This window comes from Pseudomonas sp. TH06 (genome assembly GCF_016651305.1).
In the GTDB taxonomy this organism is placed as follows: domain Bacteria; phylum Pseudomonadota; class Gammaproteobacteria; order Pseudomonadales; family Pseudomonadaceae; genus Aquipseudomonas.
In genome coordinates, this window is sequence record NZ_JAEKEC010000001.1 from 2,153,716 (window position 1) to 2,165,191 (window position 11,476).

The following is an 11,476-nucleotide window of genomic DNA, read 5'->3' on the forward strand; positions in this document are numbered from 1 at the left end:
GTCGTAAGAGGAATCAGTGGGTGTGCTCGTCAGTAGCCTTGAAAGGCTCGTCAGAAAAGACGTGCACCGCTGGCAAAAGAGCCAGGTCTGACGCGTGAAGCAGATTTGTCTCGGTCGCGTCTGCGGCTTCGACGGTGAAGCATCAAGCGTTTTACGCAAATGCCATTAGCCCGGCTGAAGGCCGGGCTTAGGCAAGAAGCTTGCTACGAACGTCTGTGTATTAGTACAGACGAACGGCGCGGCGCTGTTCGCGCTGAACTTTCTTGGCGTGACGCTTAACAGCGGCTGCTGCTTTGCGCTTACGCTCGGAAGTTGGCTTCTCGTAAAATTCGCGGCTACGAACTTCAGCCAGTACACCGGCTTTTTCGCAGGAGCGCTTGAAACGACGCAGAGCTACGTCGAAGGGTTCGTTCTCTTTAACTTTGACGGCTGGCATCCAGAGCTACCTTCATTCATTACCGGGGGCAACATCCTCGCGGCAAAAGAGCACTTGAAGACGTCGGTTTTTAAGGGTTGCGGATGTTAACCCCTCATCGCTCGGAATGCAAAGCCTCTGATCGAAAACCGCTGGTCGGGGCATCACGTGGCGACTATTATGCGCGCCTTCGAATTCAGCCTAAACAAGGCGCAAACCCATGCTAGTACTGGGATTAGAAACCTCCTGCGACGAAACCGGTGTCGCATTATATGACAGTGAACGCGGCTTGCTGGCCGATGCATTGTTCAGCCAGATCGACCTGCACCGCGCTTATGGCGGTGTGGTGCCGGAGCTGGCTTCGCGTGACCACGTCAAGCGCATGCTGCCCTTGATCCGTCAGGTGTTGGCCGAGGCTGACTGTGTGCCGACCGAGATCGACGCGATTGCTTATACCGCAGGTCCTGGCCTGGTCGGAGCGCTGTTGGTCGGTGCTTCCTGCGCGCAGGCGCTGGCGTTTGCCTGGGGCATTCCGGCGCTGGGCGTGCACCACATGGAAGGCCATCTGCTGGCGCCAATGCTGGAGCCAAAACCGCCGGAATTCCCGTTCGTCGCTTTGTTGGTCTCCGGCGGTCATACGCAGTTGGTTCAGGTCGACGGCATCGGCCAATACACGTTGCTCGGCGAGACCCTCGACGACGCGGCGGGCGAAGCCTTCGACAAAACCGCAAAGATGATGGGCCTCAATTACCCGGGCGGACCGGAAATCGCCAAGTTGGCAGAGAAGGGCGTCGCCGGAAGTTTCACCTTCCCGCGTCCGATGTGTGATCGCCCGGGTCTGCAATTCAGCTTCAGTGGTCTGAAAACCTCTGCTCTCAACGCCTGGCAGCAGTGCGTCAGCGCCGGTGACGACAACGAGCAAGCCCGTTGCGACATCGCGCTGGCGTTCCAGCAGGCTGTGGTGGAGACTTTGACCATCAAGTGCAAGCGCGCCCTGATACAGGCGGGCATGAAACGTCTGGTGATCGCTGGCGGCGTCAGCGCCAACAAGGCATTGCGTGCTTCGCTGGAGAAAATGCTCGGTGACATGAAAGGCGATGTGTTTTATGCCCGTCCCGAGTTTTGCACTGACAATGGCGCGATGATCGCGTTTGCGGGTTGTCAGCGTCTGCAGGCCGGTCAGCAGGAAAGTCTGGCGATCAGCGTGCAGGCGCGCTGGCCGATGGAACAGTTGTCGGCGTTGTAATGAGCGGCGCTCATGAACGGTATTTAAAAATGCCGTTCGCGCCCGGCAAACAGGTCGCGTAGATTGCCGCGGTGGCGCCAGACGATCAGCAGCGTCAATGCGCTCATCGGTAACAGCGCTTCCGGTTCCTGCCAGGCGAGCAACGGCAGGGTCAGTGGCGTGGCGATCAGCGCCGCCAGCGAGCTGGTGCGGGTCAGGTAGAACGTCAGCAGCCAGGCGCATATGGCCAGCAGCGCGGCGGGTGGATACAGGCCCAGCAGCATACCGGCGGCAGTGGCAACGCCCTTGCCGCCACGAAAACGGAAGTACAGCGGGAACAGGTGACCGATCACGGCGCACACGCCGATCCAGGCCTGATCCTGCAGCGAAAGGCCCGCAGCCGCTGCGATCAGCACCGGCAGCAAGCCTTTGCACAGATCACCGAGCAGGGTCAGGATCGCCAGTTTGCGACCGGCCAGGCGCAGCATGTTGGTGGCGCCGGCATTGCCCGAGCCACTCATTCGCGGATCCGGATTTCCGGTCAGGCGGCTGAGCAAAATGGCGAAGGACAGCGAGCCGAGCAGGTAGGCGATAATCGCCAGTAACCAAAACATGCTAACTATTCCGGGCGAGGACGCCCTGATTCTAACGGCGCATTGCGCCCTTGTCGTGCAGCGGAGAAAAGTGCTTGGACAGAGTGTTTATCGAGGGCCTGGAAGTTGACACCGTGATCGGTGCCTACGACTGGGAGCGCGGCATCCGACAGTGCCTGCGCCTTGATCTGAGCTTCGCCTGGGACAATCGCCCGGCCGCCGCCGGTGACGATCTCACTCTGGCGCTCGACTACGCCAGCGTTTCCACGCGCATCCAGGCGTTTGCCGAGCAGGCGCAATTCCAGTTGGTCGAGACTTTTGCCGAGCGTCTGGTTGAAGTGCTGATGACGGAATTCAAGATTACCTGGATCCGCCTGAAGCTGACCAAGCCCGGCGCTGTGCCGGCCGCCAAGGGTGGTGTGGGCGTGGAGATCGAGCGCGGATGTCGCTGACGCAGGTGTATCTCGGGCTCGGTAGCAATATCGAGCGCGAACCCCATTTGCGCGCCGGTCTCGATGCGCTGGCCACGTTTCTGGTGGATATCCGCTGTTCGGCAGTGTTCGAAAGCCAGCCGGTGGGGATCAAGAGTGGGCCGTTCTTCAACTTCGTGGTGTCGGCGTATACCGATTTGCCGTTGATGGAACTGGATCGGCGCTTGAAGTTCATCGAGGCGGACAATGGGCGCTATGCGCCGGAGCGTAAGGGTTTGCCGCTGGATATCGACGTGCTGCTGTATGGCGATCTGGTGGGTAACTTCGACGGTCTGGTCCTGCCGCGGGCGGAAATCCTGAAAAATGCTTTTGTGCTGTGGCCGCTGTCGCTGATTGCGCCGGATCGTGTGCATCCGGGCGTGGGAAAAAGCTTCGCGGTGTTGTGGGCCGAGGCGCAGATTGATCAGGTATTGGCGCCAGTAGCGTTCGAGTGGCGTGGCGAACAGTTAACCCCGCCGAATCTTTAAAGCAAAAGATCGCAGCCTGCGGCAGTTCTTACAGGGAAATGCAATATCCCCATGTAGAAGCTGCTGAAGGCTGCGATCTTTTGATCTTGCTTCAAGCGTTTTCTTTGTAAGCCTTCAGCGCCCTGAGCCGCTCACGCTTCAGCGCCTCGCCCAGCTCTGGCCCTTTGAATCCCTTCTCCAGCAAAGGCTGCACCGCGACTTCCCGCGCAGCCTTGGCAGCGCCACGCAGATAATCTGCCTGTGGATAACTTCTCTGCTCGAGCCCTTTGCGCCCGCGCGCATCCATCTCGCAGGCAGCAATGAATTCTTCAAAGCGCTGCGGCCGACGATACACATCAAAACTCTGCAGTAATTCCAGCAGCGTCGAAGCTTTCAACTCCAAGGCGCGATGTCCATGGGTATGGTACTGGCCGACCAGTAGCGCCAGCTCCTGACAGTCCTTCGGCGCCTTGAAGCGCTCGTTGACCGCTTTGATCAGCTTCAACCCTTTGTGCTCGTGGGCAATGTGCCGAGGCCATTCTTCTTTGGGCGTAAGGCCCTTGCCGAGGTCGTGCAGCAGGCAGGCCCAGCGCACGGTCAGCGGTTGTTTGTGCAGCGCTGACTGCTCCAGGACGCTCAAGGTGTGGATGCCGCTGTCGATTTCCGGGTGATGGATTTCCGGTTGCGGCACGCCAAACAACGCATCGACTTCCGGCATCAGCACTTTCAGCGCTGCGCATTGACGCAGAACCTCGATGAATACCTGCGGCTGATCTTCCATCATTGCCCGGGAGATTTCCTTCCAGCTACGTTCGGCAGTCAGTGCTTCCAGTTCGCCGGATTCGCTGAGCTGACGCATCAGCTCCATGGTCTCGGGCGCGACGGTAAAGCCCAGTCCGGCATAGCGGGCAGCGAAGCGAGCAACGCGCAGCACACGCAAGGGATCTTCGGCGAACGCCGGGGAAACGTGGCGAAGAATTCGATCTTCTAGGTCGCGCTGGCCGTGATACGGATCGGTCAGGTTCTGCTGATCGTCCTCGGCCATGGCGTTGATGGTCAGGTCGCGGCGGATCAGGTCTTCTTCAAGCGTTACTTCGGGGCTGGCGTGAAAGGTGAAACCGCCGTACCCACGACCGCTCTTGCGTTCGGTGCGGGCGAGGGCATATTCCTCGCCGCTTTTGGGGTGAAGGAATACCGGGAAATCCGCGCCGACCGGGCGATAGCCCTGCGCGAGCATTTCCTCGGTGCTGGCGCCGACGACGACCCAGTCGATATCGGTGACCGGTTTGCCCAGCAGGCGATCACGTACCGCACCGCCGACCTTATAAATCTGCATAAAAAACCTCCGTTAGCCCGACAGGATAACCCTTGCGTCGGACTTTCGGAGGCCAGAACCGGATCAAAGATGAATGACGGCCAGGTCGAGCCGACCGTAATCCCCTTCGCTGTGTTCGCTACGTGGCGGAACGTGATGGGTTTTCATGATCTGGTCGCCCTGCAGGGTTTCCAGATGAATATCGAAGCCCCACAGGCGATGCAGATGTTTGAGCACCTCGTCGGTGGAGTCGCCCAAAGGTTTGCGGTCGTGTTGCTGGTGGCGCAGGGTTAGAGACCGATCACCGCGACGATCAATGCTGTAAATCTGCACGTTCGGCTCACGATTGCCGAGGTTGTACTGCGCTGCGAGGGTTTCGCGGATGATCCGGTAACCGGTTTCATCGTGGATTGCCGGTACCAGCAGATCGTCTTTCTGGTCGTCATCAAGGATGCTGAACAGTTTCAGGTCGCGGATTACCTTGGGTGACAGGTACTGCAGGATGAAACTCTCGTCCTTGAAGCTGCTCATGGCGAACTTGATGGTCGACAGCCAGTCGGTTCCGGCAATGTCCGGGAACCAGTGACGGTCTTCGTCAGTGGGCTCTTCACACATGCGCCGGATGTCACGGTACATGGCAAAGCCCAGCGCGTAGGGGTTGATGCCGCTGTAGTAGGGGCTGTCAAAACCTGGCTGGAACACCACGCTGGTGTGCGAGGTCAGGAATTCCATCATGAAACCGTCGGTGACCAGGCCTTCGTCATACAGGTCGTTCATCAGCGTGTAGTGCCAGAACGTTGCCCAGCCCTCGTTCATCACCTGAGTCTGGCGTTGTGGATAGAAATACTGGGCGATCTTGCGCACGATCCGCACAATCTCGCGCTGCCACGGTTCGAGCAACGGCGCGTGTTTCTCGATGAAATACAGGATGTTTTCCTGCGGTTCAGCGGGGAAGCGCGCGTTGTCCTTGTCGCTGTATTTGTCTGCGCCTTTGGGAATCGTGCGCCACAGATCGTTGATCTGCTTCTGCATGTGTTCTTCGCGATCCTTCTGCCGGCGCCGTTCTTCCTCGGCGGAAATCGGATAGGGGCGCTTGTAGCGATCGACGCCGTAGTTCATCAAGGCGTGGCAGGAGTCGAGCAAGTCTTCCACGGCATCGATGCCGTGGCGCTCCTCGCATTGCATGATGTACTGCTTGGCGAACACCAGGTAATCGATGATCGAACTGGCATCGGTCCAGGTGCGAAACAGGTAATTGCCCTTGAAGAAGCTGTTGTGGCCATAGCACGCATGCGCCACCACCAACGCCTGCATGCAGATGGTGTTTTCTTCCATCAGATAAGCGATGCACGGATCGGAGTTGATCACGATTTCGTAGGCCAGCCCCATCTGTCCGCGACTGTAGGATTTCTCGGTGCTGAGGAAGTGTTTGCCGTAGGACCAGTGGTGGTAACCCAGCGGCATGCCCACCGAGGCGTACGCATCCATCATTTGCTCGGCGGTAATCACTTCGATCTGGTTGGGGTAAGTATCCAGCGCATAACCGGCCGCGATACGGGCGATTTCGCGGTCGTAGGTCTGGATCAGCTCGAACGTCCATTCGGAGCCAGTGGAAATGGGTTGGCGCTTCTGCTCTTTGGCGGTCATGTCACTAACCTGCGCTGGAAGAGTTCACGGAAGACCGGATAGATATCCCCGGCCGAGACCAGTTGCTGCTGGGCAAACGTGTCGGAAAAGGCTTCGGCGATGCGTTCGTATTCGTACCAGAGGGCCTGGTGTTCGCGCGGGGTGATCTCCACATAAGTGTAGTACTGCACAAACGGCATGATCTGGTTGATCAGAATGTCGCGGCAGATCGGTGAGTCGTCGTTCCAGTTGTCACCGTCGGAAGCCTGCGCGGCATAGATGTTCCACTCGTTGCTCGGATAGCGCTCGGCCATGATCTCCTGCATCAGTTTCAGCGCACTGGAGACGATGGTGCCGCCGGTTTCCCGCGAATAGAAAAACTCCTCTTCATCTACTTCCCGGGCACTGGTGTGGTGGCGGATGAATACCACGTCGATCTTGTCGTAGTTACGCTTCAGGAACAGGTACAACAGGATGAAAAAGCGTTTGGCGATGTCCTTGGTCGCCTGGGTCATGGAGCCGGAGACGTCCATCAGACAGAACATCACCGCTTTCGAACTGGGGTTGGGCTGTTTGATCAGCAGGTTGTATTTCAAATCGAAAGTGTCGAGAAACGGCACGCGATGGATGCGCGCACTGAGTTTTTCGATTTCGGCCTCGAGTTCCTGAATATCGCCGAAGTTGTCCGGCTCTTCGCGTCTCAGACGCTCCAGTTCTTCTTTGACTTCGCGCAGTTTCGCCCGGCTGCTGCCGGACAGGGCGATGCGCCTTGCATGCGCCGAGCGCAAGGTGCGGATGATGTTGATCCGTGACGGATTGCCTTCGTTGCTGATCCCGGCGCGTACGGTTTTGAAGGTGTCGGTGCCGCTGAGGTTGCGTTTGACCAGATTGGGCAGTTCGAGGTCTTCGAACATGAATTCGAGGAATTCTTCCTGGGTGATCTGGAAGACAAACTCATCCATGCCCTCGCCGGAGTTGCCGGCCTTGCCCGGTCCGCGTCCGCCGCCACCACCCGGTGGTCGGGCGATGTGTTCGCCGGCAGTAAACTCCTTGTTACCCGGATGAACCACGGTCTGCTTACCGCCGCGGCCATGGTGAAGCACCGGTTCGTCGATGTCGCGACCGGGAATGCTGATCTGCTCGCCGTGTTCCATATCGGTAATGGAGCGCCGGCTGACCGCCTCTTCGACAGCCTTTTTGATGTGGTCACGGTAACGCCGCAGGAAGCGCTGACGGTTCACCGTGCTCTTGTTCTTGCCATTGAGACGTCGGTCGATCACATAGCTCATAGACCCCTCCGGGGAGCTTCAAGTCATAAGCTTCAAGCTGCAAGTGAAAGCTATCCCGTCCTCGAGATCGGTTTTTGCTGTTCTCTTGCAGCTTGTCGCTTGAAGCTTGCAGCTGCTTTATTGCGATTTGCGGACCCGTAGGTACCATTCGGAAAGAAGCCGTACCTGTTTGTCGGTGTAGCCGCGTTCGACCATTCGTGTAACGAAGTCGTTGTGTTTCTGCTGATCCTCTTTGCTGGCCTTGGCGTTGAAGCTGATGACTGGCAGCAGATCCTCGGTGTTCGAGAACATTTTCTTCTCGATGACCACCCGCAGTTTTTCGTAGCTGAGCCAGGTCGGGTTCTTGCCGTTGTTGTTGGCCCGGGCGCGCAGGACGAAGTTGACGATCTCGTTGCGGAAATCCTTCGGATTGCTGATGCCGGCCGGTTTTTCGATTTTCTCCAGTTCTTCGTTCAGCGCGACGCGGTTGAGGATTTCGCCTGTTTCCGGATCGCGGTATTCCTGATCCTGAATCCAGAAGTCCGCATACAGCACGTAACGATCAAAGATGTTCTGACCGTACTCGCTGTAAGACTCGAGGTACGCGGTCTGAATCTCTTTGCCGATGAACTCGATATAACGCGGTGCCAGGTATTCCTTCAGGTAGCGCAGGTAACGCTCGCGGGTTTCAGCCTGGAACTGTTCCTGTTCGATCTGCTGTTCCAGCACATAGAGCAGGTGCACCGGGTTGGCGGCGATTTCGTGCGGATCGAAGTTGAACACCTTGGACAGGATCTTGAATGCAAACCGGGTCGACAGACCGTTCATGCCTTCATCCACGCCCGCCGAGTCGCGGTATTCCTGAATCGATTTGGCTTTCGGATCGGTGTCCTTGAGATTTTCGCCGTCGTAGACGCGCATCTTCGAATAGATGTTGGAGTTTTCCGGCTCCTTGAGGCGCGACAGCACGGTGAACTGCGCGAGCATCTTCAGGGTGTCCGGTGCGCAATGCGCCTTGGCCAGAGAGCTGTTGAACAACAGTTTGTCGTAGATCTTCACTTCGTCACTGACCCGCAGGCAATACGGCACTTTGACGATGTAGATCCGGTCGATGAACGCTTCGTTGTTCTTGTTGTTGCGGAAGGTGTGCCACTCCGATTCGTTGGAGTGCGCCAGCAGGATCCCGGTGAACGGAATCGCGCCGAGACCTTCGGTACTGTTGTAGTTGCCTTCCTGAGTTGCGGTCAGCAGCGGATGGAGCACCTTGATCGGTGCCTTGAACATTTCGACGAATTCCATCAGGCCCTGGTTGGCCCGGCACAGCGCACCGGAGTAGCTGTAGGCGTCGGCGTCGTTCTGTGGGTATTCCTCGAGTTTGCGGATGTCGACTTTACCGACCAGCGCGGAAATGTCCTGGTTGTTCTCGTCACCCGGTTCGGTCTTGGCCACGGCGATCTGGTTGAGGATCGACGGATACAGTTTGACCACGCGGAACTGGCTGATGTCGCCGCCGAATTCGGCCAGGCGTTTGGTCGCCCATGGCGACATGATGGTATTCAGATAACGCCGTGGAATGCCGAAGTCTTCCTCAAGGATCGCGCCATCTTCGGTGGCGTTGAACAGACCCAGAGGCGACTCGAACACTGGCGAGCCCTTGATCGCATAGAACGGCACTTTTTCGATCAGTTGCTTGAGCTTCTCGGCCAGAGACGATTTACCGCCACCGACGGGGCCGAGGAGATAGAGGATCTGTTTCTTCTCTTCCAGGCCTTGGGCGGCATGGCGGAAATACGAGACGATCTGGTCGATGCATTCTTCCATCCCGTGGAAGTCTTCAAAGGCCGGATAGCGACGGATCACCTTGTTGGAGAAGATGCGTGACAGCCTCGAGTTGGTCGAGGTGTCGAGGAGTTCCGGTTCGCCGATGGCCAGCAATAGACGCTCGGCGGCGGAAACGTAGGCGCTACGGTCTTTTTTGCACAGCTCCAGGTACTCTTGCAGCGAGAGTTCTTCCTGGCGTGTGGACTCGAAGCGTTGTTGGAAGTGGCTAAAGATACTCATGACGTCACCTCGCTCGATACGTGGAGCCGACGCCGGGTCACTCAGTCGATGCTGGCAAGCAGCCGCTGTGGCAGCTGATTGTTTACCCCCCAGAACACTTTCACGACCGACAATCGTAAAAGTCACTCCCGATGACCCGTGCGCCGGTGTACCGGCTCTCCCCTGTTTTGGATGGCCTGGGCTTAAGGATAGTTGGGAATTCGGGAGGTAAAGGCGAGATACGTAATTATGTGTGGCAAGACCGTTCGTCTGCCCGCGCAGGCCCACGGCAGCCGGGGCCTGCACGTGACAAAAAAATTATTCTGCGGTGCCTTGGGCGGTTTCCGCAGGATAGGTCGTACGCCACAACTCGAAACCGCCGTCCATGCTGTAGACGTCAGAGAAGCCCTGGCTGATCAGGTAGGCGGCAGCGCCCTGGCTGGAATTGCCGTGGTAGCAGACGACGACGGTGGGGGCGTCGAGGTCGGCGCCCTGAATGAAAGCGTGCAGGGAATGATTGTCCAGATGCTTCGAGCCGCTGATATGCAGGGCAGCGAAGGTCGCCGGGTCGCGAACGTCGACCACGACAGCACCTTGCTCACGCAGGGCCTGGGCCTGCTCCGGGGGGATTCGTTTGAATTCGCTCATGGCGGGTTCCTGTTGCTCGGCTGAATGCGCAGTCTAACGCGGTGCGCTGACTGGCGAAGTTTCGGGGATAAGTGGTGCGACGGTTGGCGCGAGGCCGCCATGTTCGTCGCATTTGCACGACAGGCGTTCGCCGCTGTCGACGTTCATCAGGGTCAGGCTGCCGCCCCAGACACAACCGGTGTCCAGCGCAGAAATGCCCGGCTCATGGATATTGCCTTCCAGCGCCGCCCAGTGGCCAAAGATGATTCGCAGGCCTTTGGTCTTGCGGTCTTTGTGCTGGAACCACGGTTTGTAGCCAGGCGGCGCGGTGTCGAGGCCTTCCTTGCTCTTGAGGTCGAGCTTGCCCTCGGCGGTGCAGAAACGCATGCGCGTGAAGTAGTTGGTGATGACGCGCAGGCGGGTCACGCCTTTGAGGTCGTTGTCCCATTTCGTCGGATCGTTGCCGTACATACCGTCGAGGAAAGCAGGAAACAGGTTGTCGTCGCGCAGGGCGGTTTCGACTTCGTCGGCGCACTTCAAGGCGCGGCGCAGCGACCACTGCGGGGGAATGCCGGCGTGGACCATGGCGAGGTCGCGCGTCTCATCGTAGTGCATGAGTTTTTGCTGACGTACCCACTCAAGCAGCTCGGCGCAGTCGGGCGCGTCGAGGATCTCGCGCAGCGTGTCTGACTTCTTCAGGCGTTCGATGTTTTTTGCCGCCGCCAGCAGGTGCAGGTCGTGATTGCCGAGGACGCAGACCAGCGATTCACGCATGCCATAGAGAAAACGCAGGGTTTCCAGTGACTGCGGGCCACGGTTGACCAGATCACCCACCAGCCAGAGCCGATCGAGCTTCGGGTCGAACGCGACTTGCTTGAGCAGGCACTTGAGCGGTTCGAGGCAGCCTTGCAGGTCGCCGACGGCATACGTCGCCATCAGTGCAAGGCTCCGGGGACGGCGAGGCGGAAGGGCTTGATGACTGCGTCGAAATGTTTGCCATCGTCGGCGAGCATTTGATACGTGCCCTGCATGGTGCCGACCTTGGTCGTCATCACGGTGCCGCTGCTATAAGTGTGGCTCTGGCCCGCGTCGATCAACGGTTGCTGACCGACGACACCTTCGCCACGCACTTCTTCGACATGACCGTCACCGTCGGTGATCACCCAATGTCGAGACAATAGCTTTGCAGGTATCTCGCCATTGTTTTTCACGGTGATGGTGTAAGCGAAGGCGAAGCTGTCGTCTTCGGGTTTCGATTGGTTTGCCAGATAGTGTGTAACGACGCTGACATCGACCTGATAACGAGGATCGGACATGCAAAAGGGCCTTAAACGAAGCGGAACGCGAGGCGTAGCTGATGGGGAATCAGTCTAGGCAAGTATCGGGCAGTAAACCAGAGTGGCGTCCTGCCCGATAGCGTTCATCGCCGG

At 58.3% G+C, this 11,476-nt stretch carries 12 protein-coding genes; 3 read left to right on the top strand and 9 right to left on the bottom strand.

All coding sequences use genetic code 11. The features are described 5' to 3' along the window. Nucleotides 1-220: 220 nt before the first annotated feature. Nucleotides 221-436, bottom strand: coding sequence for a 30S ribosomal protein S21 (gene rpsU / locus JFT86_RS09615; RefSeq protein ID WP_002551877.1), 216 nt, complete (start codon nt 434-436; stop codon nt 221-223). A 199-nt stretch (nt 437-635) separates the two neighbouring features. Here rpsU and tsaD point away from each other — a divergent pair, with 199 nt between their 5' ends. Beyond that, entirely contained in the window at nt 636-1,661 is a 1,026-nt protein-coding gene (gene tsaD / locus JFT86_RS09620) for a tRNA (adenosine(37)-N6)-threonylcarbamoyltransferase complex transferase subunit TsaD (protein ID WP_201236568.1), read from the top strand. 23 nt (nt 1,662-1,684) lie between these two features. Here tsaD and plsY read toward each other — a convergent pair whose 3' ends face one another. Then, nucleotides 1,685-2,254, bottom strand: coding sequence for a glycerol-3-phosphate 1-O-acyltransferase PlsY (plsY, locus tag JFT86_RS09625; protein WP_201236569.1), 570 nt, complete (start codon nt 2,252-2,254; stop codon nt 1,685-1,687). Between the two features lie 74 nt (nt 2,255-2,328). Between plsY and folB the strand changes: the two genes are divergently transcribed. Together folB and folK are read left to right on the top strand one after the other, a co-directional pair. Then, on the top strand, nt 2,329-2,685 hold the full coding sequence (gene folB, locus JFT86_RS09630; RefSeq protein ID WP_201236570.1) for a dihydroneopterin aldolase: 357 nt from the start codon (nt 2,329-2,331) through the stop codon (nt 2,683-2,685). Then, nucleotides 2,676-3,191 (top strand): 2-amino-4-hydroxy-6-hydroxymethyldihydropteridine diphosphokinase, encoded by a 516-nt coding sequence (folK, locus tag JFT86_RS09635; RefSeq protein WP_201236571.1) that lies wholly within the window; start codon nt 2,676-2,678, stop codon nt 3,189-3,191. Before folB ends, folK begins: the two co-directional genes overlap by 10 nt. Before the next feature lie 91 nt (nt 3,192-3,282). On the opposite strand, the gene JFT86_RS09640 is transcribed toward folK, so the two are convergent. From JFT86_RS09640 to apaG, 7 genes are all read right to left on the bottom strand, one after another. Continuing rightward, nucleotides 3,283-4,506, bottom strand: a complete 1,224-nt coding sequence (locus JFT86_RS09640; RefSeq protein ID WP_201236572.1) for a multifunctional CCA addition/repair protein — start codon at nt 4,504-4,506, stop codon at nt 3,283-3,285. A gap of 63 nt (nt 4,507-4,569) precedes the next feature. Continuing rightward, entirely contained in the window at nt 4,570-6,132 is a 1,563-nt protein-coding gene (locus JFT86_RS09645; RefSeq protein WP_201236573.1) for a SpoVR family protein, read from the bottom strand. After that, nucleotides 6,129-7,400 (bottom strand): YeaH/YhbH family protein, encoded by a 1,272-nt coding sequence (locus JFT86_RS09650; protein ID WP_007910114.1) that lies wholly within the window; start codon nt 7,398-7,400, stop codon nt 6,129-6,131. Before JFT86_RS09650 ends, JFT86_RS09645 begins: the two co-directional genes overlap by 4 nt. Nucleotides 7,401-7,517: 117 nt before the next feature. Continuing rightward, nucleotides 7,518-9,440, bottom strand: a complete 1,923-nt coding sequence (locus JFT86_RS09655) for a PrkA family serine protein kinase (RefSeq protein ID WP_007910115.1) — start codon at nt 9,438-9,440, stop codon at nt 7,518-7,520. A 297-nt stretch (nt 9,441-9,737) separates the two neighbouring features. Continuing rightward, the gene (gene glpE, locus JFT86_RS09660) at nt 9,738-10,067 is read right to left on the bottom strand and encodes a thiosulfate sulfurtransferase GlpE (protein ID WP_016983139.1); all 330 of its coding nucleotides are present in this window, start codon (nt 10,065-10,067) and stop codon (nt 9,738-9,740) included. Nucleotides 10,068-10,100: 33 nt separating this feature from the next. Further along, nucleotides 10,101-10,982 (bottom strand): symmetrical bis(5'-nucleosyl)-tetraphosphatase, encoded by an 882-nt coding sequence (locus tag JFT86_RS09665; protein WP_201236574.1) that lies wholly within the window; start codon nt 10,980-10,982, stop codon nt 10,101-10,103. Continuing rightward, the gene (gene apaG / locus JFT86_RS09670) at nt 10,982-11,362 is read right to left on the bottom strand and encodes a Co2+/Mg2+ efflux protein ApaG (protein ID WP_201236575.1); all 381 of its coding nucleotides are present in this window, start codon (nt 11,360-11,362) and stop codon (nt 10,982-10,984) included. The genes JFT86_RS09665 and apaG overlap by 1 nt, the downstream gene beginning before the upstream one ends. Between the last annotated feature and the right edge of the window lie 114 nt (nt 11,363-11,476).

Coding starts and splice junctions, on each gene's coding strand:
- plsY (WP_201236569.1), bottom strand. CDS start 2,254: ATGTTTTGGTTACTGGCGATTATCGCCTACCTGCTCGGCTCGCTGTCC.
- glpE (WP_016983139.1), bottom strand. CDS start 10,067: ATGAGCGAATTCAAACGAATCCCCCCGGAGCAGGCCCAGGCCCTGCGT.
- JFT86_RS09655 (WP_007910115.1), bottom strand. CDS start 9,440: ATGAGTATCTTTAGCCACTTCCAACAACGCTTCGAGTCCACACGCCAG.
- JFT86_RS09665 (WP_201236574.1), bottom strand. CDS start 10,982: ATGGCGACGTATGCCGTCGGCGACCTGCAAGGCTGCCTCGAACCGCTC.
- JFT86_RS09640 (WP_201236572.1), bottom strand. CDS start 4,506: ATGCAGATTTATAAGGTCGGCGGTGCGGTACGTGATCGCCTGCTGGGC.
- JFT86_RS09645 (WP_201236573.1), bottom strand. CDS start 6,132: ATGACCGCCAAAGAGCAGAAGCGCCAACCCATTTCCACTGGCTCCGAA.
- folK (WP_201236571.1), top strand. CDS start 2,676: ATGTCGCTGACGCAGGTGTATCTCGGGCTCGGTAGCAATATCGAGCGC.
- apaG (WP_201236575.1), bottom strand. CDS start 11,362: ATGTCCGATCCTCGTTATCAGGTCGATGTCAGCGTCGTTACACACTAT.
- JFT86_RS09650 (WP_007910114.1), bottom strand. CDS start 7,400: ATGAGCTATGTGATCGACCGACGTCTCAATGGCAAGAACAAGAGCACG.
- tsaD (WP_201236568.1), top strand. CDS start 636: ATGCTAGTACTGGGATTAGAAACCTCCTGCGACGAAACCGGTGTCGCA.
- rpsU (WP_002551877.1), bottom strand. CDS start 436: ATGCCAGCCGTCAAAGTTAAAGAGAACGAACCCTTCGACGTAGCTCTG.